The sequence below is a fragment of the Herbaspirillum rubrisubalbicans genome, from assembly GCF_003719195.1.
In the GTDB taxonomy this organism is placed as follows: domain Bacteria; phylum Pseudomonadota; class Gammaproteobacteria; order Burkholderiales; family Burkholderiaceae_D; genus Herbaspirillum; species Herbaspirillum rubrisubalbicans.
In genome coordinates this window covers 1,662,462-1,686,281 of the sequence record NZ_CP024996.1, presented here as the reverse complement: position 1 = coordinate 1,686,281, position 23,820 = coordinate 1,662,462, and the positions used below count along the sequence as shown (strand labels likewise).

The following is a 23,820-nucleotide window of genomic DNA, read 5'->3' as shown; positions in this document are numbered from 1 at the left end:
GTTCCATGACCGATTGCTTCGCCCTCCTCGACGACCACCTGGCCAGCCCGGCCGATCCGCGCTCGCGCCTGTACAGCGGCCATCTGCGCACGCTGGCCTGCCACCAGGCGGAGGACTTCCCGGCCCTGCTGGCCGAGATGCAGACAGCACTGGCCGCCGGGCAACACGCGGTGGCGCTGTGGAGCTATGAACTGGGGGCGGCACTGCAGGGCTTGCCGCATCGGCCACTGGCCGGACCGCTGGCGCGCGTGCTGCTGTTTAGCCGCTGCCAGCGCCTCACTGCGGCCGAGGTCGATGACTGGCTGGCCGCGCAAGCAGAGGGTGACAGCGCAGACATCGTGCATCTGCGCAGCAGCGTGGACCAAGCCAGCTTCAGTGCCGCCATCGATCGCATTCGCGACTACATCGCCGCGGGCCATACCTACCAGGTCAACTACACCTACCGCCTGCATTTCGATGTGCATGGCGATGCGATCAGTCTGTATCGCCGCCTGCGCGCGCGCCAGCCGGTGCCTTACGGGGCGCTGCTGCGCGATGAACAGGGCGGCATGGTGTTATCGTGCTCACCGGAACTGTTCGTCACGCACCGGGATGGCCTGTTGCAGGCCAAGCCCATGAAGGGCACCGCGCGCGCCCTGCCCGATGACGCAACCGATGCAGAAACGCTCAACGCCCAGCGCGCCCAGGCACTGGCCGCCGATGAAAAGAACCGTGCCGAGAACCTGATGATCGTTGACCTGCTGCGCAATGACCTGGGCCGCGTAGCATTACCGGGTTCGGTGCAGGTGCCGCAACTGTTCGAGGTGAGCCGCTACGGTCAGGTGTTGCAGATGACCTCCACCATCCATGCCCGGCTGCGCCCCGAGGCCACGCTGGTCGATCCCCTGGCCGCGCTCTACCCCTGCGGCTCCATTACCGGCGCCCCCAAGCGCCGCACCATGGAAATCATCGATGAACTGGAAACCGAAGCCCGTGGACTCTATACCGGCGCCATCGGCTGGTTCGATGCGCCACGTGCGGGCTCTCATGCCATCGGCGACTTCTGCCTGTCGGTACCGATCCGCACGCTGCAACTGCAGCCGCCGCAACAAGGCTTGCGACGCGGCGTGATGGGTGTGGGTGCGGGCATCGTCCATGACAGCCAGGCCGCATCCGAATTTGCCGAATGCCAGTTGAAAGCGGCCTTCCTGACCGGGCTGGAAAAAGACTTCAGCCTGTTTGAAACCCTGCACGCCAGCCACGGCACTTGCCGTCACCTGGACTTGCACCTGCAACGCCTGCAAGCCTCGGCCGGCGCGCTGGGCTTTGCCTTCGACGAAGCGATGATCCGCCAGCAACTGGCCGACACCTGTGCCGGCTTGCCTGTGGATCAGGCACACCGCCTGCGCCTGGCGCTGGATGCGCAGGGCCGCATCACGCTCCAGCACGCACCGCTCACACCTCTGACCGGTCCGGTCAAGGTCTTCCTGGCCGACACCGCCACCGACAGCAGCGAGCTCTTCCTGCGCCACAAGAGCACGCGCCGCGCCCGCTACGACGCCGCCTGGCAAGAGGCTGAACGACGCGGTGGCTTCGACCTGCTGTTCTTCAATGAACGGGATGAATTGACCGAGGGTGGACGCAGCAATGTCTTGGTCCACATCGACGGTCGCTGGCGCACGCCGCCGCTGGCGGCGGGGCTGCTACCCGGCGTGATGCGCCAGGTCTTGCTGGCCGATCCGACCTGGGATGCGGTAGAAGCCATCATCACCCGCGCCGACCTGCTGCGTGCGCAGCAGATCGTGGTCTGCAATGCGCTGCGTGGTGCATTGCCGGCCATCCTGGTCAGGCCTTAAGCCCGCTCAACGCAAGGCCGCGTTTTCCTTCAGCGCCTTGGCCTTGTCTGCCGTCTGCTGCTCCAATGGTCCCAGATCGTCCAGGCTATGTTCATCCCAGCCCCCGCCCAGCGCCTTGGCCAGCAAGACGCTGGCAGCCATGCGGCGGTTGAGGATGTTCAACGACGTGAGCTCCGCCGACAGCGCCGTGGCCTGGGCCGTGATGACGTTCACATAGCTCACCGTACCGGCCTTGTACTGGTTGGTCACCAGCGTGACCGCCTGGCGCGCCGCCAGCAGGGCTTCATGCTGTACCGCCGCCTCCTGCTCCAGGATACGCAAGGCGGCCAGGTTGTCTTCCACGTCCTGGAAGGCGGTCAGCACCGTCTGCTTGTAGGTCGCCACCGTGCCGTCATAGTTGGCAATGGCCTGATCCGTGGCCGCCGCGCGCGCACCGCCATCGAAGATGGTCTGCGCCAGTTGCGGCCCCAGCGACCATACCCGGCCTGGCAGCGTGAACCAGTCGGAGAAGCTAGAGCTCTGATAACCGCCCGAGGCCGACAAGGTCAGGCTGGGAAAATACGCCGCCTTGGCCACGCCGATCTTGGCATTGGCTGCGGCCACGCGACGTTCGGCTGCGGCCACGTCGGGGCGGCGTTCCAGCAGCATCGAGGGGATGCCCTGCGGTACCGGCGGCGCCACCGCCGTCAAGGGACGGCGCGGCAGCGAGAATTCGGCCGGCGTCTTACCCACCAGAAGCGCGATGGCGTGCTCGACCTGGGCGCGGGTGACGCCATTGTCCAGCGCCGAGGCTTGGGCCGATTTCAATTGGGTCTGCGCCTGGATCACGTCGGACTTGGCCACCATGCCCGCCGCGTACTGATTCTGCGTGACCTGCAAGGAGCGCTGGTAGGCCTGTACCGTGTCTTCCAGCAATTGCTGCTGGGCGTCCAGCACGCGCAATTGCAGGTAGTCCTGCGCCACCTGCGCCTGGGCCGACAGGCGGGCTGCGGCCAGGTCGGCGGCACTGGCCTGGGCGCTGGTCTGGCTGGACTCGACGTCGCGCCGCACCTTGCCCCAGAGATCGGGTTCCCAGGCCGCCGTGAGCGAGAAGGTATAAGAATTGCGCACACCGCCGGAGCTCGCACCATTGGTCGAGCCGCCATTACCGGAAGAGGATCCTGCCGAGCCCGAGCCTGCCCGCGAGGCACCGGCCGAGGCCGACAGCGTAGGCGAATAGGCCGAGCGCGAGCTTTGCACCAGCGCCACGGCGCTACGGAAATTGGCTTCAGCCAGGGCCAGGTTCTGGTTGGAAATATCCACCTGCGCGATCAGCGCATTCAATTGCGGATCGCCAAACATTTCCCACCACTTGCCATCGGCGGCCAGGTCGCGCGGCTGGGCCGGTTTCCAGTTCTGGCCTTCCTTGAACACGGCCGGGCCGGTGTCCATCTGCGGGCGCACGTAATCGGGGCCGACCGAGCAGGCGGCCAGCGCGCAACTGGCCAGGAGCACGGCCAGCAGGGGCTTGAGTTTGAACGGATGTGGTTGCGTCATGCGTTTCTCCATGGCGGCAGCTTCAAGCCGCCGAGGTTTCTGTCTTGTTCTTGCGGCCAAAGCGGCGCTTGCTCCAACTGCTTAAGCGCTCCATGTACAGGTACACCACCGGGGTGGTATAGAGGGTCAACAACTGGCTCACCACCAGCCCGCCCACGATAGCGATACCCAGCGGCTGGCGCAGCTCGGCGCCATCGCCATGGCCGATGGCCAGCGGAATGGCGCCCAGCAGCGCGGCCATGGTGGTCATCATGATGGGACGGAAGCGCAGCTTGCAGGCCTCGAAGATGGCGTCGCGCGGCGAGAGCCCACGATGGCGCTCGGCATCGATGGCGAAGTCCACCATCATGATGGCGTTCTTCTTGACGATGCCGATCAACAGGATCACGCCGATCAGGGCAATCAGGCTGAAGTCGGTGCCGGTGAGCATCAGCGCCAGCAGCGCTCCCACCCCGGCCGAGGGCAGCGTGGAAATGATGGTGATGGGATGGATCAGACTCTCATACAGAATGCCCAGCACGATGTAGACCGCCAGCAAGGCCGTGAGGATCAGGATCGGCTGGCTGGAGGTGGACGACTGGAAGGCATTGGCAGTGCCGGCGAAGGTACCCAGCACGCTGGTAGGCACCCCCAGTTGCGCCATGGCGCGGTCGATGGCGGCAGTCGCCTGCGACAGCGACACTCCCTCGGCCAGGTTGAACGACAGCGTGGAGGCCACGAACTGGCCATCGTGGTTGACCGCCAGGGACGTGGTAGTCGGCTCGAAGCGCGCAAAGGTGGCCAGCGGAACCTGTTTCGAGGGCGCGGTGGAAAGGGTCTGCGCCAGGCCGGTATTGGCATTCAACTGGCCCGAGGCCGACAGCGCCGGAGGCGTGGACAGGCTGGAGGTGGTCGGCGACAGATTGGACGAACCGGCCAGGCTGACGTAGGTATCGCGCAGGATTTCCGGGCTTTGCCAGTATTTGGGCGCGGCTTCCATCACGACGTGGTACTGGTTCATGCCGCTGTAGATGGTCGAGATCTGGCGCTGGCCGAACAGGTCCGAGAGGGTCGAATCGATCAACTGCGGCGTCACTCCGGCGCGCATGGCAGTTTCGCGGTCGATGGTCAGGGTGGTCTGCAAGCCATTGTCCTGCTGGTCGCTGCTGACATCTTCCAATTCCTTCAGATTGGTCAGGGCCAGGCGGATCTTGGGTTCCCAGATGCGCAACAGGCCGACATCGTCTGACTTGAGCGAATATTCATATTCCGAATCGCTCTGGCGCGCGCCGATGCGGATGTCCTGCACCGGCACCAGAAACACCCGCGCACCGGCCACCTTGGCGGTCTTGATGCGCAACCGCCCCACCACCTTGTCGGCACTGTCTTTTCGTTCAGACAGGGGTTTAAGCGTCACATACATGAAGCCCCCATTGCGCCGCTGCCCGCCGGTAAAGGCCACCACATCGGAGACGGCCGGATCGGCCTTGACGATGTCGATGAACTCATTGAGCTTGGCGCGCATGGCCTGGAAGGAAATGGCCTGGTCACCGCGAATACCACCCACCAGGCGACCGGTATCCTGCTGCGGGAAGAAGCCCTTGGGAATGGCCTTGTAGAGATGCACGTTCAAGGCGATGGTGGCCACCAGGATCACCATCATCAGCGGTGCTGCGCGCAAGGCCCAGGCCAGCGAACGTTCATAGGCCAGCAGCATGTCGGCAAAGATCGCCGCACTCTGGTCGGCGATCTTCTGCAGCCAGGGATGACGACGCTGGCGGCGCGCCTCATCGGCGGCCGGATCATGGCGCAGCAACTGCGCACACATCATCGGCGTGGTAGTCAGCGACACCACCAGCGACACCAGGATAGCCACCGACAAGGTGATGGCGAACTCGCGGAACAGACGCCCGACGATGCCCTCCATCATCAGGATGGGAATGAACACAGCGATCAGCGAGATGCTCATCGACAGCACCGTGAAGCCCACTTCGCGCGCCCCCAGCAGCGCCGCCTGGTAAGGCTTCATGCCGGCCTCGATGTGGCGCGAAATGTTTTCCAGCACCACGATGGCATCATCGACCACGAAGCCGGTGGCAATGGTCAAGGCCATGAGCGAGAGATTGTCGAGACTGAAGCCGGCCAGGTACATGATGCCGAAGGTACCGATCAGCGAGACCGGCACCGCCACCGCGGGAATGAGCGTGGCCCGCGCATTGCGCAGGAACAGGAACACCACCATGATCACCAGCGCCACCGAGAGCATCAGGGTGAATTCGGTTTCCTTGAGCGAGGCACGGATGGTGGGGGTGCGATCCAGCACCACCTTCATATCGATGGCCGAAGGGATGGAGGCCTGCAACTGCGGCAACAGTTCGCGCACGTTATCGACCGTATCGATGATGTTGGCGCCGGGCTGGCGATTGATGATGATCAGTACCGAGGGCTTGCCGTTGGCCGAACCGGCATTGCGCACATCAGCCACCGAGTCGCGTACCTCAGCCACGTCCTGCACCCGCACTGGCGTGCCGTTACGGTAGGAGACGATCAGCGGCGCATATTCGGCGGCAGTCTTGGCCTGGTCGTTGGCATAGATCTGCCAGTTGCGGTCGGCATCCTCCAGCAAGCCCTTGGGACGATTGGCATTGGTGGCGGCCACGGCGGTACGCACGTCGGCGCTGCCGATGCCGTACTTGTTGAGCGCAGTCGGGTTCAATTCGATGCGCACCGCCGGCTGCGAACTGCCGCCCACGCTGACCTGCCCCACCCCGCGCACCTGCGACAGCTTCTGCGCCACGATACTGTCGGCGGCGTCGTACATCTGGCCCTGGGTCATGGTGTCGGAAGTCATGGCCAGGATCAGGATGGGCGCATCAGCCGGGTTGACCTTGCGATAGGTCGGGTTGCTCGGCATCCCGGTGGGCAACAGGTTGCGCGCCGCATTGAGCGCAGCCTGCACGTCGCGTGCGGCGCCGTCGATGTCGCGGTTCAGATCGAATTGCAGGGTGATGCGGGTAGAGTTCTGCGAACTGGTCGAGGTCATCTCGGTCACCCCGGCAATCGCCCCCATGGCGCGTTCCAGAGGCGTGGCCACAGTGGCGGCCATGGTCTCGGGGCTGGCGCCGGGCATGGAGGCCGAGATCGAGATGGTCGGATAATCCACCTGCGGCAGCGGCGACACCGGCAGCAGGCGGAAGGCCACGATGCCGGCCAGGGCGATGCCGATGGTCAGCAAGGTGGTGGCGATGGGCCGCTGGATGAAGGGAAGCGAGATATTCATGCGTGCCTCCGCTTACACCGCAGGCGGCAGGCTGGCCTTACGCCCGAAGCGCGCACGCAGACGGCGGCCCAGGCTGTCGAAACCGAGGTAAATCACCGGTGTGGTGAATAGCGTCAACACCTGCGACACCAGCAAGCCCCCCACCATGGTGATACCCAGCGGCTGGCGCAGTTCGGAACCGACACCGGTGCCCAGCATCAGCGGCAGCGCCCCCAGTAGCGCGGCCATGGTGGTCATCAGGATGGGACGGAAGCGCAACAGGCAAGCCTGGTAGATCGCCTCCTGCGGGCTCTTGCCCTGGTGCCGTTCGGCTTCCAGCGCAAAGTCGATCATCATGATGGCGTTCTTCTTGACGATACCGATCAGGAGGATGATGCCGATGATGCCGATGATGCCCAGGTCAGTGCCCGAGATCATCAGCGACAGCAACGCCCCCACACCCGCCGAGGGCAAGGTGGAGAGAATGGTGATGGGATGGATGTAGCTCTCGTAGAGCACGCCCAGCACGATGTACATGGTGACGATGGCCGCCAGGATCAGCCACAGCGTGTTGGACAACGAGGCCTGGAAGGCCAGCGCCGCCCCCTGGAAGTTGGTGACGGTGGAGCTGGGCATCCCGATCTCTTCTTCAGCGGCCTTGATGGCCTTGACCGCCTCGCCCAGGGAGGCGCCCTTGGCCAGGTTGAAGGAGATGGTAGCAGCCGGGAACTGGCCGATGTGGTTCACCACCAGCGGCGCTGTGCGTTCGGTCACGGTGGCAATCGAGGACAGCGGCACCTTGCCGCCGGCGGAGGTCACCAGGAAGATGCTATCCAGTGCTTGCGGCCCGCGCTGGAATTCCGGCTTGACTTCCATGACCACGCGATACAGATTCGATTGCGTATAGATGGTGGAAATCAAGCGCTGGCCGAAGGCGTTGTAGAGCGCATTGTCGATGGCAGCCGTCGTGATGCCCAGGCGCGAGGCAGCGTTGCGGTCGATCTCGATATAGGCCTGCAAGCCTTGGTCCTGCAGGTTGCTGGCCACGTCGGCCAGTTGCGGCACCTGTTGCAGGCGTGCGATCAGCTTGGGCACCCAGCTGCTCAAGGTGCCGGCATCGGCATCTTCCAGCGTGAACTGGTATTGGGTGCGCGAGACGCTGTCTTCGATGGTCAAGTCCTGCACCGGCTGCATGTACAAGGTCACGCCCGGCACCTGCTGCGCCAGCTTGGGTTGCAGGCGGCGGATCACGTCGGAGGCCGAGACGTCGCGCTCTTCGTGCGGCTTGAGGTTGATCAACATGCGTCCGCTGTTCAGGGTGGCATTGGTGCCATCCACACCGATGAAGGAGGACAGGCTGTCCACGGCCGGATCTTCCAGCACTACCTTGGCCAATTCCTGCTGCTTGGCACCCATGGCGCCGAAGGAAATCGATTGCGAGGCTTCCGAGATGCCCTGGATGACGCCGGTATCCTGCAGCGGGAAGAAGCCCTTGGGCACGAACACATACAGCAGCGCCGTCAGCCCCAGGGTCGCCACGGCGACCAGCAGGGTCATCTTCTGCCGTTGCAGCACCCACTGCAGCATCACGCCATAGCGGGCGATGATGCGGTCGAAGAAGGCCTGGCTCTGGTGATAGAACCAGCCCTGCTGTTCTTCCGGCTGGTGGCGCAAGAGACGCGCACACATCATCGGCGTGAGGGTCAAGGACACCACCGCCGAGATCAGGATGGACACGGCCAGCGTGACCGCGAATTCATGGAACAGGCGGCCCACCACATCGCCCATGAAGAGCAAGGGGATCAGCACGGCGATGAGCGAGAAGGTCAGCGAGATGATGGTAAAGCCGATCTGCTCGGCCCCCTTCAAGGCCGCCTGCATGGGCTTCATGCCTTCTTCGATGTAGCGCGAGATGTTCTCGATCATGACGATGGCATCATCCACCACGAAGCCGGTGGCAATGGTCAACGCCATGAGCGTGAGGTTGTTGATCGAAAAGCCCGCCAGGTACATCACCGCAAAGGTGCCCACCAGCGACAGCGGCACCGCCACGCTGGGGATGATGGTGGCCGGCACGTTGCGCAGGAAGACGAAGATCACCATCACCACCAGCGCCACCGAGAGCAGCAGCTCGAATTTCACATCGGCCACCGAGGCGCGGATGGTGGTGGTGCGGTCAGTCAGGATGTGGACATCGATGGAACCGGGCAGGTTGGCCTGCAACTGCGGCAGGATCTTCTTGATGCTGTCGACCACTGCGATCACGTTGGCGCCGGGCTGGCGCTGGATGTTCACGATCACTGCCGGCTGCTGGTTGGCCCAGGCGCCCAGGCGCACGTTCTCGGCGCCATCGATCACATCGGCCACGTCCGAGACGCGGATCGGGGCGCCATTCTTGTAGGCGATGATGAGCTTGCGGTATTCATCGGCCGAGCGCAACTGGTCGTTGGCATCGATGGTGGAGGCCCGCGTGGGGCCGTCGAAGCTGCCCTTGGCCTGGTTGACGTTGGCATTGCCAATGGCCGTGCGCACGTCATCCAGGTTCAGTCCCAGCGCTGCTACCGCACGCGGGTTCAACTGCATCCGCACGGCCGGACGCTGGCCGCCCGACAGGCTCACCAGACCCACCCCGGACAATTGCGAAATCTTTTGCGCCAAGCGGGTATCGATCAAGTCCTGCACCTTGGGCAGGGGCATGGTCTTGGAAGTGACCGCCAGCGTAATGATGGGTGTATCGGCCGGATTGACCTTGCTGTACACCGGGGGCATCGGCAGATCTGAAGGCAGCAGGTTGCTGCCGGCATTGATGGCCGCCTGCACTTCCTGCTCGGCCACGTCCAGGCTCAGGTCCAGGTTGAATTGCAGCGTGATCACCGAGGCTCCGCCGGAGCTGGTGGAGGCCATCTGCTTCAAGCCCGGCATCTGGCCGAACTGGCGTTCCAGGGGTGCGGTGACCGAAGACGTCATCACGTCCGGGCTGGCGCCGGGATAGAGGGTGACCACCTGGATGGTGGGGTAATCGACTTCGGGCAGGGCCGACAGCGGCAAGAGCCGGTAGGCGACGATACCCACCAGCAGGATCGCCAGCATCAGCAAGGATGTGGCAACCGGCCGCAGGATGAACTGGCGCGAGGGATTCATGCGTGAGCCTTGTGCTGATTGTGCTTACTTGGCGCCGTTGGCGTTGTTGCCGCTGTTACCGTTGTTGGCGTTGGCCCCCGCTTCGCGCTGACGACGCAGCTCCATCATCTTCTGGCGGCGCTGGTCTTCGGGCAGCTTCTTGATCTCTTCGCCGAATTCACCGGCATCGATGCGCTTGTTGATCTCGGCCCAGCGTTTCTGGCGTTCCTCGGGGCTCATGCCGCCCTGCCCGGCCTCGCCGCCCTGACCGCGTCTGCCGTGATGGCGCGCGTCCGGGTTCTCGGTAGTGAGCTTGTTGGCCGGATCGTCGGCACCGCCACGGGTCACCGCTTCCACCTTGGCGCCTTCGCGCAGGCGATCGATACCGTCGATGACCACGGTCTCGCCAGGCTTGACGCCATCGGTGATGACGCTCAGGTCATCCTGCACCGTCCCGGTCTTGACCGGACGCACGGTGACGGTGTTGTCTTGCTTGACCACATAGACAAACAAGCCCTTGGCGCCGCGCTGGATGGCTGCCGTCGGGATGACGGTAGCGCCTTCGTCGGTCTTGAGCTGCAGGCGGATGTTGACGAACTGGCTGGGGAAGAGTGCGTAATCGGTATTGGGGAATTGGGCCTTGAGTTTGACGGTACCGGTGGTGGCGTCGACCTGGTTGTCGATGGTCAAGAGCACGCCATCGGCCAGCTTGTTCTTCTGTTCGCGGTCCCAGGCCTGGGCCGGCAGCTTGCGCCCGCTCTGTAGTTGCTGCAAGACCTGGGGAATGTTGTCTTCGGGGATGCTGAAGATGGCCGTGATCGGCTGCAAGGTGGTAATGATGACCAGACCATTGGTATCGCTGGTGGTGACGTTGTTGCCGACGTCGGCCTGGCGCAGACCCAGGCGGCCACTGATGGGTGCGGTCACGCGGGTAAAGGACAATTGCAGGCGGGCGCTGGCGACGTTGCCTTCGTCGGCCTTGACCGTACCCTCATATTGCTTGACCAGGGCCATCTGGGTGTCGACCTGCTGGCTGGCAATGGAATCCTGGGACAGCAGGGTCTGGTAGCGCTTCAGGTCCAGCCGGGCCGAGGCCAGCAAGGCGCGGTCGTGCGCCAGTTGGCCTTCGGCCTGGGTCAGGGCGGCCTGCAAGGCACGCGGATCGATCTCGGCCAGCAGGTCGCCGGCCTTGACCACCTGGCCTTCCTTGTAATACAGCTTCATCAATTGCCCATCCACGCGGGCACGCACGGTAGCCGTGGCCGTCGGGGTGACGGCGCCCAGGCCATTGAGGAACACGTCCACGTTCTGCACCCGCGCCACTGCCACGCCCACCGGCATGGCCGGGCCAGCGAAGGCGCCTGCTCCCGGACGACGCCCACCGGGACCGCCCGGACCAAAATGGCCGCCCGGGCCGCCCATGCCTGCCATCTGCTCCTGCTGGGCCCTCTTCTTGGACCACAGGGTGTAGCCGCCACCGGCCGCCAGCGCCGCCACCAATACCCAGAACCACCAGCGGCGCAGGATGCTGCCGCGCGAAGTCGGGTGGGAAGGAGATGGCTGGCCGGGATTGGGAGTATTTGTCATGTCAGAAAAACCAGTGGACCGATCGATGTGCCAGCCGCCACCATGGCGACCCGGCCGAAATTGGAATATTGGAATGCTTGTTCAACGCCTGCGGCCAGGCTCTGGCCGGCCGCTATTGTCGCCGGGCAGGCTGACAGATTCAAAACATTGTGGCCACCCGCGCCGAGGCTGGCACGCAGTGTACCTAGCTATGGCGCAATGTGCCAACGAGAACAGCCTTGCGGATGAGCGCAAGGCTGCCGGGGGACGCCAAACCAGTGCCACGATCAGGCTGCATCAGGTGCTGCGCCCGGTCCTGCCTTGGATTTACTTGGCCGGGGTGGCGTCGGCTGCGGGCTTGCCATGGCGCATATGGTCCATATGCTTCATATGCTCCCAGCGATGACGCTCCATCTTGGCGAATTCGGCGTCAAAGGTCTTTTGCTGCTCCGGCGACAGGGTGGCGTAGAACTCCTTGGTGGCGGCCACGCGTTGCTCGGCGAAGGATTCGCGCTTGCGCATCATCTCCAGCTTCTTGTCCAGGCGTTCCGGGGTGGTCAGCTTGGCCCATTCTTCCTTGCTGGGACGCGCTGCCGGGTCCATGGGGGCCGGCTTGGTCTTGTCCAGGAAGAGCTTCCAGGCGGCCTCCTGGGAGGCGGTGATCTTGAGCTTGTCGTGCAGCTGGGCCTGGTGCTTGGCGCGCATCTGTTCGAACTTGGCGATCTGTTCGGGGCTGGGGGCATGGCCTCGCGGGCCATCCGGGGGCATCTGGGCGAAGGCCGACAGGGTCACGGCGCTGATACTCACGGCGGCGATGCCGGCCAGGATACGGTTCTTCAATGTCAACATGGTTGCTCCTTTGATGGGATGGTGCTCTGTGCTGCCTGGGAACAGCGTTCTACTGTCCTGGCACGGTTCCCATTAAACCGGCAACGTGTATCGGCGATTTTTCCGCTGTGGCTGCATTTGTATCGTTTTGTATATAGGTGAACTGTACAGGTATCGTTTTATTTCTGTACCGGTGCTTGTAAAGACCCGATACAAATCCCCCCTGCACGCGCGGACAAGTTCGGCATAATGCGTTCCATGGATACAAATGCTCACATCCTCGTGGTCGACGACGACCGCGACATCCGCACCCTGCTGGCCGAATACCTCGACAGCAACGGCCTGCGCACCCTGACCGCCACCAATGGCAATGAAATGCGCCGGGTGCTGGAAGAGTCGCGCGTGGACCTGATCGTGCTGGACCTGACCCTGCCCGGTGAAGACGGTCTCACCATTTGCCGCAACCTGCGCGCCACCTCCTCGGTGCCGGTGATCATGCTGACCGCCCGCGGCGAGCCACTGGACCGCATCCTGGGGCTGGAGATGGGCGCCGACGATTACCTGGCCAAACCCTTCGAGCCGCGCGAACTATTTGCCCGCATCCGCAGCGTCCTGCGCCGTACCCAGGCGCTGCCGCCCAATATGGCCCAGCCGGACGTGGCCGCCATGCGCTTTGCCGGCTGGACGCTGGACTTGACGGCGCGTCACCTGCTGAACCAGGATGGCGTGGTGGTGGCCTTGTCGGGGGCCGAATTCCGTTTGCTCAAGGTGTTCCTGGATCACCCCAACCGCGTGCTCAACCGCGACCAGTTGCTGGAACTGACCCAGGGCCGCGAATCGGATCCCTTCGACCGCTCGGTCGATATCCAGATCAGCCGCCTGCGCCAGAAGCTGGGCGATGATGCGCGCACCCCGACCATCATCAAGACCGTGCGCAACGAGGGCTACGTGCTGGCCACGGCGGTCACAACCGACCACACGGGCCGCCCGGCATGACGCGTTTTCTGGGCTCCATCGGAAACCGCATCTTCGTGCTGCTGCTGGCCGGGATCGTGGTGGCAGTGTTCGCCACCAACTGGCTGGCCGGCAATGAGCGCCGCAATACCTTGCGCGAACTGCGCTTCCAGCACCTGGCCGACCGTGTCGAGCAATTCGTGCGGGCGGTCGACGAGCTGCCGCTCTCGCAACGTTCCATCGTGTTGCAAGCGGCCGCCAACTTCGGTTTCGAAGCGCGCATGGTGGAGGACATGAACGAGGCCATCGACGGCCCCAATGCCAGCAACAGTCCCTTGGTCGAGATGCTGCAGGCGCGCCTGGGCCAGGACCGCAAGATCGCCGTGCAGCGCGAGAACGAATGTCCGCCGCTGCGCCCCGATGACGCCCGCGCGCGGCACCACGATACCTGCCGCGTCATCTACATCAGCCTGCATGACCACGCCCTGATGCGCCTGCGCCTGCACCAGCCGGGCGAGGCCCCGGCACTGCGCGGCGGCAGCGCTCCGGGTGGACCGTTCGGGCTGCAATACATCCTGCTGTTCCTGGTGTTGATCGCCATGCTGGCCTGGCTGGTAGCGCGCATGGCCACGCGCCCGATCCGCCAACTGGCGCAGGCCGCCTCGCGCCTGGGCAGCGACATCGACCACGCCCCGCTGGCCGAGACCGGCCCTACCGAAATCCGCCAGGCGGCGCACGCCTTCAATGCCATGCAGGCGCGCATCCGGCGCCAGATCCAGCATCGCACCCACATGCTGGCGGCCATCACGCATGATTTGCAGACGCCCTTGACGCGGATGCGCCTGCGCCTGGAAAAGGTGGCCGATAGCCAATTGCAGCAAAAGCTCATCGATGACCTGGGCGTAATGCACGGCATGGTGCGTGAAGGGCTGGACCTGGCGCGCAGCATGGATTCGTCCGAGAAGATCCAGGCGCTGGACATCGATTCCCTGCTCGACAGCGTCTGCGCCGATGCCGCCGACAGCGGCCAGGACGTGAGCCTGCAAGGCAGCACCCGGGCCTTCGTCATGGCCCAGCCGGGCGCGCTGCGGCGCTGTCTGACCAACCTGATCGACAATGCCTGCAAGTATGGCAAGGTGGCCCGCGTGACCATCGCGCTGGAACAGCAGAAGATCGCCATCCGCATCCGCGACCAGGGGCCCGGTATTCCCGAGGCGGAACTGGAGGCGGTCTTCGAGCCCTTCTATCGCCTGGAAGCCTCGCGCTCGCGCGATACCGGTGGCACCGGGCTGGGCCTGACCATTGCGCTCAACATCGCCGAGAACCATCACGGCCAGCTGCGCTTGCGCAACCTGAGCGAGGGTGGATTGGAAGTGCTGTTGGAACTGCCGACGATGACGCCGGGCAAGCCGCGCTAGCTCGGGCAACTTTAAACAAACGTTCAGGTCACCATATAAAAAACCGCTGCTTCCCCAGTCAGGAAGCAGCGGTCTTCATATCCGACCCAAAATCGCCTTAGCCGAAGTAATTCAGGCCCAGGGCCGCATTGACCTCGGACATGGTCTGCGCGGCCACGGCGCTGGCGCGTTCGGTACCGCGCTTCAAGATAGCCAGCACTTCGCCACGATCCTTGGCGAATTCTTCGCGACGGGTACGGATCGGCTCCAGCAATTCCTGCAGGATGCCTTCCAGACGGCGCTTGACCACGCTGTCGCCCAGGCCGCCACGGGTGTAGTGGGCCTTCAGTTCGGCCACGGCCTCGCGGTCAGGGTCGAAGGCATCCAGGAAGGTGAACACCACATTGCCCTCGACCTGGCCCGGATCGTCCACCCGCAGGTGGTTGGGATCGGTGTACATCCGGTGTACGGCCTGCTTGATCTCGGCCGGGGTGGCGCCCAGCGCAATCGAGTTGCCCAGCGACTTGCTCATCTTGGCCTTGCCATCGATACCGGGCAGGCGGCCGGTTTCGGAGAGCACTTCCTTGCACTCGACCAGCACTTCGCGGTCCACGGTGGCGTTGAATTTGCGCACCAGTTCATTGGTCTGCTCGATCATCGGCAACTGGTCGCTGCCCACCGGCACCAGCTGGCCCTTGAAGGCAGTGATGTCGGCGGCCTGGCTGACCGGATAGGTCAGGAAACCGGCCGGGATATCGCGCTCGAAGCCGCGCAGGCGGATCTCTTCCTTGATGGTGGGGTTACGCTCCAGGCGCGAGACCGTCACCAGGTTGAGCAACACCATCGACAGCTCATACAGCTCGCGCACCTGGGACTGGATGAAGATGGTGGACTTTTCGGGGTCGATGCCCACGGCCAGGTAGTCCAGCGCCACTTCCAGCACGTTGTCGGTGACCTTCTGGTGGCGACCGACGTTGTCGGTCATGGCCTGGGTATCGGCCAGCAACAGGAACTGGCGTGCAGTTTCCTGCAGCGCCACGCGCGACTTGAGCGAGCCGATGTAGTGGCCCAGATGCAGCGGGCCGGTAGGACGGTCGCCGGTGAGGACGACGGGTAAGGTGCTGGAAGGTGTGGCGTTCGAAGACATGGTCATTCCTGATCGTTAATCTCTGGAATGCTGCCGGTCCCGACGCTGAAGAAACAATGCCGCCGGAACCGGCGGCATCATGGTCACATGGTCAAGCTGTGTGAAAACGGGCCGCCTCGTTCAGGCGCGCCACCAATGCTGGGTTTTCGCAAGTTGATTTTTTCGGAAAAGCATGGCGGCGAGTATAGCACCGGCAGCCCGTCATGTTGCGTTGCATAAGAAAAAACCGCCTCCGAAGAGACGGTGTTGGTAACCGGACTCAGTAAGCACCCGGTGGCGGACCGTAATACGCCGGCGGCGGGCCGTAATAGCCCGGCGGCGGCGGCGGTGCGTAGTAATAGCGCGGGTGGTAGGTGTAGACGGTGGTGGTCTCCACCACCGGCTGCTGGACCTGGTTGCCCTTGCTGACCATGCACTGGGTGTAGGTCATGTCGTAGCGCTGCTGCATCGAATAGTTGCCGCCGGCTGCCGCGTTGCTGCCGGCGGCACTGCCCACCAGCAAGCCGCCACCGGCACCGATGGCCGCACCGGCGCCGGCATTGCCCGAGGCCGCACCGATGAGGGCACCGGCCACGGCGCCCACGGCAGTACCGACGGCGGCGCTGTTGGCGGCATTGTTCTGGGTCTGCGCCGCCTGGCCGCCGATGGCTTCCTGGGCGTATTGCTGGCATTGCTGCTGCTCGGCGCGGAATTGTTCGTAGCTCTTGCCCTTGCCCGGCATGGCCATCACCGAAGGCCCGGTGGGCACGCTCACGCATCCACCCAGCGCCAGCATGGCGCCCACGGCGGTGACGGTTGCGGCAGTCTTGTAGAGGGGTTTCACGTTGTTTCCTTTACTGGAAGGATGGATCAGGATCAGGATCTGGATCAGGTTCAGAGGGGCATTAACCGCCTCATTGCGGCGGCGGCCCGCCCGGCCCGGCCGGGGTATTGGGGACTACCTTCATCCAGGGGCTGGGGCAGTTCTGGACATAGGGGTAATAGCCCTTGGACTCCGGGCAGTAATACCAATAGTCCTGGCGCGCCGGTTCCACATACACCGGCGCCGGTACCCGTTCCACGTAGACCGGTGGTGGATAGTAGACCGGAGGCGGCACCCACACCGGACCACCGATGACCACGCCGCCATAGAAATGCCCATGCGCATACGCCGCAGCGCTGGCGAACAGGCCAGCTATCGCCAGCACGCCAGAGAGGCCAATTGCCGCTAGTTTTTTCATGTTGTTGCCTTTGGGAGTGTCTCTGAATATCGTCACATTGCCAGACCATCTCGGTGCCGCTTTCCCCGTTGCTTCACCACCCGGCTCTCCTTGCCGGGCGCGGCTTACCGACGTATCTGATGCAGTGGAAACAATATACGCCGGGGACGATATGAAATCTTGGGATGTTTCAATTCGTAACCCCCGTCAATATTGATATACATGGGGTTGAAAAGGCTTTGCAATCAAGGGGATAGCAAGGAGATAGCAAGACAAGGCAAATGCAAAGCGGCCTCACGAGAGGCCGCTTTGCAGTACTGCTGCACATCACATCAATGCATCACCCCGGGCGCGTCATCTGCTCCGGCTTGATCCACTCGGCAAACTGCGCTTCGGTCACATAACCCAGCGCCAGCGCGGCCTGCTTCAAGGTCGTGCCATCGTGGTGGGCTTGCTTGGCGATCTTGGCGGCCTTGTCATAGCCGATGTGCGGGGCCAGGGCGGTGACCAGCATGAGCGACTTTTCCATCAGCTCGCCGATGCGGCTGTGGTTGGCTTCGATGCCGCGTGCGCAGTGCTCCTCGAAGCTGGCCATGCCATCGGCCAGCAGGCGCACGCTCTGCAGGAAGTTGTGGATGATCACCGGCTTGAAGACGTTGAGCTCGAAATTGCCGCTGGCGCCACCGATGTTGAGCGCGACATCATTGCCGAACACCTGGGCGCACAGCATGGTCATGGCTTCGCATTGGGTCGGGTTGACCTTGCCCGGCATGATGGAGCTGCCCGGCTCGTTCTCGGGGATGGTGATCTCGCCCAGTCCCGAACGCGGGCCGGAAGCCAGCCAGCGCACGTCATTGGCGATCTTCATCATGGCCGCCGCCAGGGTCTTCAAGCCGCCGTGGGCCGACACCAGGGCATCGTGGCCGGCCAGCGCCGCAAACTTGTTGGGGGCGGTCTTGAAGGGGAAGCCGAAATACTTGGCCAGCTCGGCGGCGACGCGTTCGCCGAATTCCGGGTGGGCGTTCAAGCCGGTGCCCACTGCCGTGCCGCCTGCGGCCAGTTCGGAGATGGCGTTCAAGGTGGCGATGATGGCCGACTCGGCATGGTCGAGCTGCGCCACGTAGCCGGAAAATTCCTGGCCCAGGGTCAGGGGCGTGGCGTCCTGCAGGTGGGTGCGGCCGATCTTGACGATGTCGGCGAACCGGGTGGATTTGTCCGCCAGCGTGGCGCGCAGTTGGTGCAGCGACGGGATCAGGTGCGTGGCCACGGCCATGCAGGCGGCCACGTGCATGGCAGTGGGGAAGATGTCGTTGGAGGACTGGCCGCGGTTGACGTCGTCATTGGGGTGGATCAAGCGATCCTCGCCGCGCACGCCACCCAAGAGCTCCGAGGCGCGATTGGCCAGCACCTCGTTCATGTTCATATTGCTCTGGGTGCCGGAACCGGTCTGCCAGACCGACAGCGGAAACTCCAGCGGATGCTTGCCAGCGATGACCTCATCGGCGGCGGCCATGATGGCCTCGGCCTTCTTGCCGTCCAGCTTGCCCAGGTCGCGGTTGACGGCGGCACAGGCGCGCTTGACGGCGGCCAAGGCCACGATCAGCTCGGCCGGCATCCGCTCGGTGGAAATATGGAAGTGGTGCAGCGAACGCTCGGTCTGCGCGCCCCATAGACGCTCGGCAGGGACTTCGATCAGGCCAAAGGTATCGCGCTCCATGCGGTGGTTCATGATGCTGGTTCTCCGTGATAAGACGGCCGCAAGCGGCCCGAGGATCCCGTGAGACTCTGGCGGATGCGTGCGGCTGAGTCACAGGCGAGACTGAAAAGAAAACGTCTAGTGTAACTGCTGGCGGGACCGCCTGCTGGAGCGGCGGTGCGGGGCTGGCGGGTAATGAGTACGGGTAATGCGGATGCGAAAAGATGGCGCGGCATGGGACGGCGCTTGCGCCGCCACAGCCGACTCGCAAGGGTTCAACTCCCCTTGTTTTCCTTGGGCGGATCGGGCAGCACACAGGCCTCGACCACCTGCAGGTTGTTATCCTTGGCGAAGTTGACCACGAAGTGATAGGCCAGCGGCTCCAGCTCGCGCAGGGCTTCGTTGACCACCACCGAGCGCACGCCATCGATGTGGGTGGGCAACACGTAGGGGGAATATTTCAGGTGTGCATTGCGTCCGCCGCTGCCTTCGGGACGGAAACACGACATCACGCCGCACAGGCGCTCCGCCCAGTCGCTGGGGCGGAACTGCCGGCCATCCTGGGTCTTGCCCAGGATGATGAATTCTTTGGCCGGTGCGTTTGCGGGTTTGATGGGATCAGCCATACATGCAGTTCTTCTAAAGCGCTTGCAACCGAATGCCCTTGTCCTGATGGGACCGGAGCCCTGGATCCCGCGGTGCCTGCGCGACCTGTCGCGTGGGTGCCTGCGGTAGTGAGTATTATATCTTATAGAAGACTTAGCTTCTACAGGTCTCCTCGCCTCCAGCCCATCGTGCCTGTCCTGCGCCCTCTGGCCTGCCTTGCGCGCCGCTCATCTGCTTGCAACGTGAACCTGCTGCTGCCGGGAAAGATGCGGTCTTTGTGATGTGAAGCCGGAAGTATACCGGGTTAGAGCGAAATGCGTTCCCAAAAATAAAGCGGGCCGCAGCCCGCTTCTTCAACCACTGGAATCCTAGCCCATCCAGACTGCCACCGACAGCAGCAGCAACAGGAACATCCACAGCAACAAGGCGCGCCAGACCAGGCCGACCGTGCTTTGCAGGGTGCGGGGGGACGGAGTGTCGCCGGGCAGGCCATCGCTTTCCTCGGGCATGGAATCCACCGTGGCTGCGTCGGCGGGCAGGATGATGCCGGCGGCAGCCTGCTTCTCGGTCCCGAAGCGCACCCCCATGGCGCCGCCACCGGCGGCCAGGATGATGCCGACGGCTTCGTCGTCCCAGCGGCTGGCGAAGTTGCGCCAGGCGTAGATGGCATCCTCGAAGTTGCCAACCACGGCAAAGGCCGATGCCGTCAGGCGTGCCGGAATCCAGTCGATCCAGTAGAAAGCCTGGGCAGCGAAACGGCCGAAGGCCTCGAACTTCATATGATCCGGCTCGTTCCAGGCGCGTGCGAGGTATTCGGCCACGCGATACATCACCGCCAGCGCCGGGCCGACCGGCATCAGGAACCAGAAGAACACGCCGAAGACGTGACGATGGGTGGTGATCAGGGCGCGTTCGGAGGCGATGCGCGAGATTTCGCTCACGTCCATGCCGGCGGTGTCCAGCTTGGTCCATTCGGCCAAGAGCGTGCGCGCGGTCATTTCGTCACCACTGTTGAGCGCCATCTGAATGGACGTGAAGTAATGGCTGTAATGACGGAAACCCAGGGTCATGTAGACCACCAGCACGTTCCAGGCAAAGGCCGCCACCAGGCTTACGTGCAGCAGAACCCAGTAGACCAGCGCCACCGGCACGGTGAGCGCACCCACCATCACCACCCAGCCCAGGCGGCCATGATGCACCTGGCCAGCGTTGAACCAGCCCTCTATCGTGGCGGCGAAAGACTTGATGGAGGCATACACTGGATTGTCTGCGCGCAGTGGTTTGAGTTGTTCGATTAACAGCGCAAAGAGAATGGAAAGAAAAGTCATCAAGCAGCCTTATGGGTCTCTGTAGCCCGTACGATAGCGCAGTGCAAGATGGGAATCAAACAATTGATTCGTTGATCAAAATCAAGCGCGCAATGTCACGGACTTTTACTTATTTGAACACTAACGGTGACTTCGCGTCGCTCATACGCTACAAAATGAGCGAAAAATCAGGAGGCGGTCAGCTGCGCAGGAAATGAAAGAGATTGCGCAACATGCCCGCGGTGGCGCCCCAGATGAAATAACGTTCATAGGGCATGGTATAGAAGCTGCGGCGCCCCACCGGCGCCGGCAGCTCGACCGAGCGGCGCTGGTGGTTCACGCCATCCATCAGGAAGGCCAGTGGCACCTCGAAGATCTCGGCCACTTCGCGCGGATCGCCCACCGCTTCAAAGGGGGGCTGGATCAATCCGGCCACCGGAGTGACCCGGTAACCGGTGCCGGTGAAGTAATCCGGCAGCGAACCGATGACCTCGATATGCTGGCGCGTCAGGCCGATCTCTTCTTCGGTCTCGCGCAGGGCGGTTTCGATGGCCGAGCCATCGTAGTCTTCGCGACGACCGCCGGGGAAGCTGATCTGGCCGGCGTGATCCTTCAGGTCAGCGGTGCGGCGCGTGAACAGTACCGTCATGCCTTGCTCGCGCAGCACGATCGGGATCAATACCGAGGCCAGCCGGAAGCGCCCACGGGTCTCGGCCATGCGCGCCATCTGGTCGCCACTGTGCTCGGGCTCCCAGCGCGGTGGATCGGCGAAGCGCTGGCGCAGCCAATCGGCGTTCAGGCGCGCCGCTTCCAGGGCGCTCTCGCCGGCGACGGTGTCTACCGGCAGGTTGACGGGGTCGAAACTGGCCACGTTATGCTCGCTTGATCTGTTGAGAAGAATTCAATGCAGCAGACGGAAACGAAAAAGGGGCGTCGTAAGACACCCCTTTTCCTGACGCATCAACAGGCGACCGATTACTCGGCAGCAGCAGCCTTTGCCGCACGGCTGGGCAGCTTTTCCTTGATACGTGCCGACTTGCCCGAACGTTCGCGCAGGTAGTACAGCTTGGCACGACGCACGTCACCACGACGCTTGACTTCGATCGAGGCGATCAGCGGCGAGTACAGCTGGAAGGTACGCTCAACGCCTTCGCCCGAAGAAATCTTGCGGACGATGAAGTTGGAGTTCAGACCACGGTTACGGCGGGCGATGACCACGCCTTCGTAAGCCTGGGCGCGCTTGCGGGTACCTTCAACCACGTTCACGTTGACAATCACGGTGTCGCCGGGGGCGAAGTCGGGAATGTTCTTGGCGAGACGCGCGATCTCTTCTTGCTCGAGTTGCTGGATCAGATCCATTTTTTGCTCCTGTAACCATCTTGCCGGCGCCGTTGCCACGAGGGCTCAATGTGTAGCCCGGTAGAGGATGGGGTTTCAAACACGGCAGCCTGGGCCACCGCACGGTGCAGGTCCATTGCTGGGCCTGCGGTACTGCATTTGCTGCTAAGACTTCGGATTGGCAGCCTGCTGCGGCAGACTGCCCAGAAACTTTTCATCAGCCTTGCTCAACAGGCCCTGCTCGCGCGCCCTGACGATGAGGTCGGGACGCTTGGCCTGCGTGGCTTCCAGTGCCCGCTGCCGGCGCCACTTCTGGATCTCGGCATGGTGTCCACCCAAGAGGATGGAGGGCACCGGCTCACCTTCGTAGACTTCCGGCCGCGTATAGTGCGGCGAATCCAGCAGTCCATTGACGAAACTGTCTTCCACCGCCGAGGCGCTGTCGTTGAGCGCACCCGGCAACAGCCGGATCACTGCATCCATCAGCGCCATCGCCGGCAATTCACCACCGGAGAGGACGAAATCGCCGATGCTGATTTCTTCATCCACGCACTTGTCGAGCAGGCGCTGGTCGATCGCTTCATAGCGTCCGCACAACAGCACGGCCCCACTGTCCTGCGACAGCCGCACCACGCGCTCATGCGTCAGCGGTGCGCCTTGCGGTGAAAGATAGATCACACGCGGCTTGGCCAGACCCAGCGTCTGCTGGCGCTGCTGCGCCGCCTCGATAGCGGCTTGCAGCGGCTTGGCCAGCATCACCATGCCGGGACCGCCGCCATAGGGGCGGTCATCCACGGTGCGGTGATTGTCGGTCGTGAATTCACGCGGATTCCACAACTGCAGACCCCAACGCTGCTGCTCCAGCGCCCGGCGGGTAATGCCGGACTGCGTCAACGCGGCAAACATCTCTGGAAACAGAGTGACGACATCAAACTGCATCACGCCTCCATTTCCTGGTATCTCGTGAATCTCTTGCCATCAGCGAGCCGGAAAAGAAAAAACTGACCGCTGAGGTCAGTAATCCTTGTCCCAATCGACGATGATCTTTTTTTCGCTCTGCTGCACCGTCTTGACGAACTGATCGACAAACGGAATGAGCATTTCGGGTGCCGCCGCGGATTTCTCCTTGGCGCCCTTCTTCGGCTTGGCTTCAGCAGTTGCCTCAGGGGCAGTTTCCTGCACCGGAGCCGTCACCTTCAGGATGGGGTGGGCGCCGTTGTCCATCATGTCGGACACCACGCCCAAGGTTTCACCCTGGAGATTTTCCACCGCCGAGCCGATCAGATCGACCCAGTAGAATTCGTTGTCATCCAGCGCCGGGAAGTGCTTGCGGGAGATGGAAACCACGGTTCCCTTCATCGCTTCGGCCGCATTGCGGTCCGCTACCCCGGTCAGGCGCGCAACGACATCGCCGCTGTGCCCCTTGGATTGCATGACATCGACGTCCTGCTTGGGCTGGCCGGATTTCTCCAACCACCAGGTCTTGGCATTCAACAAGGCCTCGGCCTCGCTTGAATAAGGACGCACGCGAATCCAACCCTGGATTCCGTAGGCTCCGGTCACATGGCCGACGGTCACGAGATCGTCGGGTGCGGAGAACCCCGCCTGGGCTGGATGAGTCATGAGTACACCAGACCTGTTCTTCATCCTTGCGCCAGGAAACCTGACGCAGAATCAGACAGGAAAACCTGAATTAAGCAGCAGCCTTGGAACCGGCTTCTGCGACCAGGCGAGCAACGGTCGGCGACAGTTGTGCGCCAACGCCTTGCCAGTGAGCCAGACGGTCAGCAGCGATACGCACGGTTTCTTCCTTGCCGGAAGCGACCGGGTTGTAGAAGCCGATGCGCTCGATGAAACGACCATCGCGACGATTGCGCGAGTCGGTTGCAACGATGTTGTAGAAGGGGCGCTTCTTGGCGCCGCCACGAGCTAAACGAATAACGACCATAATGGTTCCAGTAAGAATACGGACACGGAAAAGCCGCAGATTATAACGGACTTCCGACCACCCGGGCAAGTTGCTTGGTGCTTTTGTGCCATAGGCCAACGCATA

Annotated in this window: 19 protein-coding genes; 3 read left to right on the top strand and 16 right to left on the bottom strand. The window is 63.2% G+C overall.

What is annotated here, in order from left to right:
* Positions 1-5 precede the first annotated feature (5 nt).
* Complete coding sequence (gene pabB / locus RC54_RS07475; RefSeq protein WP_061789090.1) at positions 6-1,835, top strand: aminodeoxychorismate synthase component I; 1,830 nt, start codon at positions 6-8, stop codon at positions 1,833-1,835.
* Positions 1,836-1,841: 6 nt separating this feature from the next.
* On the opposite strand, the gene RC54_RS07470 is transcribed toward pabB, so the two are convergent.
* From RC54_RS07470 to RC54_RS07450, 5 genes are all read right to left on the bottom strand, one after another.
* Positions 1,842-3,371 carry an efflux transporter outer membrane subunit gene (locus RC54_RS07470; protein WP_061789089.1) on the bottom strand — a complete coding sequence of 510 codons (1,530 nt, stop codon included), beginning with the start codon at positions 3,369-3,371 and terminating at the stop codon, positions 1,842-1,844.
* A gap of 22 nt (positions 3,372-3,393) precedes the next feature.
* Positions 3,394-6,630 carry an efflux RND transporter permease subunit gene (locus tag RC54_RS07465; RefSeq protein ID WP_058894801.1) on the bottom strand — a complete coding sequence of 1,079 codons (3,237 nt, stop codon included), beginning with the start codon at positions 6,628-6,630 and terminating at the stop codon, positions 3,394-3,396.
* Between the two features lie 12 nt (positions 6,631-6,642).
* Complete coding sequence (locus tag RC54_RS07460; RefSeq protein WP_061789088.1) at positions 6,643-9,750, bottom strand: MdtB/MuxB family multidrug efflux RND transporter permease subunit; 3,108 nt, start codon at positions 9,748-9,750, stop codon at positions 6,643-6,645.
* 24 nt (positions 9,751-9,774) lie between these two features.
* The gene (locus RC54_RS07455; protein WP_058894799.1) at positions 9,775-11,316 is read right to left on the bottom strand and encodes an MdtA/MuxA family multidrug efflux RND transporter periplasmic adaptor subunit; all 1,542 of its coding nucleotides are present in this window, start codon (positions 11,314-11,316) and stop codon (positions 9,775-9,777) included.
* Positions 11,317-11,622: 306 nt separating this feature from the next.
* Complete coding sequence (locus tag RC54_RS07450) at positions 11,623-12,144, bottom strand: Spy/CpxP family protein refolding chaperone (protein ID WP_058894798.1); 522 nt, start codon at positions 12,142-12,144, stop codon at positions 11,623-11,625.
* A 237-nt stretch (positions 12,145-12,381) separates the two neighbouring features.
* Here RC54_RS07450 and RC54_RS07445 point away from each other — a divergent pair, with 237 nt between their 5' ends.
* The gene (locus tag RC54_RS07445; RefSeq protein ID WP_197416675.1) at positions 12,382-13,119 is read left to right on the top strand and encodes a response regulator; all 738 of its coding nucleotides are present in this window, start codon (positions 12,382-12,384) and stop codon (positions 13,117-13,119) included.
* On the top strand, positions 13,116-14,495 hold the full coding sequence (locus RC54_RS07440) for an ATP-binding protein (RefSeq protein ID WP_061789087.1): 1,380 nt from the start codon (positions 13,116-13,118) through the stop codon (positions 14,493-14,495). The genes RC54_RS07445 and RC54_RS07440 overlap by 4 nt, the downstream gene beginning before the upstream one ends.
* 97 nt (positions 14,496-14,592) lie before the next feature.
* On the opposite strand, the gene trpS is transcribed toward RC54_RS07440, so the two are convergent.
* The 11 genes from trpS to rpsP form a co-directional block, all read right to left on the bottom strand.
* Positions 14,593-15,621, bottom strand: a complete 1,029-nt coding sequence (trpS, locus tag RC54_RS07435) for a tryptophan--tRNA ligase (protein WP_061789086.1) — start codon at positions 15,619-15,621, stop codon at positions 14,593-14,595.
* A gap of 259 nt (positions 15,622-15,880) precedes the next feature.
* On the bottom strand, positions 15,881-16,444 hold the full coding sequence (locus RC54_RS07430; RefSeq protein ID WP_058894794.1) for a glycine zipper family protein: 564 nt from the start codon (positions 16,442-16,444) through the stop codon (positions 15,881-15,883).
* A gap of 70 nt (positions 16,445-16,514) precedes the next feature.
* On the bottom strand, positions 16,515-16,841 hold the full coding sequence (locus tag RC54_RS07425) for a hypothetical protein (protein ID WP_058894793.1): 327 nt from the start codon (positions 16,839-16,841) through the stop codon (positions 16,515-16,517).
* 319 nt (positions 16,842-17,160) lie between these two features.
* Positions 17,161-18,549, bottom strand: a complete 1,389-nt coding sequence (gene fumC / locus RC54_RS07420) for a class II fumarate hydratase (RefSeq protein ID WP_058894792.1) — start codon at positions 18,547-18,549, stop codon at positions 17,161-17,163.
* Positions 18,550-18,791: 242 nt separating this feature from the next.
* Positions 18,792-19,142, bottom strand: a complete 351-nt coding sequence (locus tag RC54_RS07415; RefSeq protein ID WP_058894791.1) for a DUF3579 domain-containing protein — start codon at positions 19,140-19,142, stop codon at positions 18,792-18,794.
* Between the two features lie 348 nt (positions 19,143-19,490).
* Positions 19,491-20,450: a CobD/CbiB family protein gene (locus tag RC54_RS07410; protein WP_058894790.1), complete on the bottom strand. Its 960-nt coding sequence runs from the start codon at positions 20,448-20,450 to the stop codon at positions 19,491-19,493.
* A 178-nt stretch (positions 20,451-20,628) separates the two neighbouring features.
* Positions 20,629-21,300 carry a CoA pyrophosphatase gene (locus RC54_RS07405; protein ID WP_061789085.1) on the bottom strand — a complete coding sequence of 224 codons (672 nt, stop codon included), beginning with the start codon at positions 21,298-21,300 and terminating at the stop codon, positions 20,629-20,631.
* Between the two features lie 104 nt (positions 21,301-21,404).
* Positions 21,405-21,788, bottom strand: coding sequence for a 50S ribosomal protein L19 (gene rplS, locus RC54_RS07400; RefSeq protein WP_008327243.1), 384 nt, complete (start codon positions 21,786-21,788; stop codon positions 21,405-21,407).
* Positions 21,789-21,932: 144 nt separating this feature from the next.
* Positions 21,933-22,706 (bottom strand): tRNA (guanosine(37)-N1)-methyltransferase TrmD, encoded by a 774-nt coding sequence (trmD, locus tag RC54_RS07395; RefSeq protein ID WP_017454123.1) that lies wholly within the window; start codon positions 22,704-22,706, stop codon positions 21,933-21,935.
* 75 nt (positions 22,707-22,781) lie between these two features.
* Positions 22,782-23,390, bottom strand: a complete 609-nt coding sequence (gene rimM, locus RC54_RS07390; RefSeq protein ID WP_058894788.1) for a ribosome maturation factor RimM — start codon at positions 23,388-23,390, stop codon at positions 22,782-22,784.
* A 70-nt stretch (positions 23,391-23,460) separates the two neighbouring features.
* Positions 23,461-23,715, bottom strand: coding sequence for a 30S ribosomal protein S16 (gene rpsP / locus RC54_RS07385; protein ID WP_008327198.1), 255 nt, complete (start codon positions 23,713-23,715; stop codon positions 23,461-23,463).
* Positions 23,716-23,820: the final 105 nt, after the last annotated feature.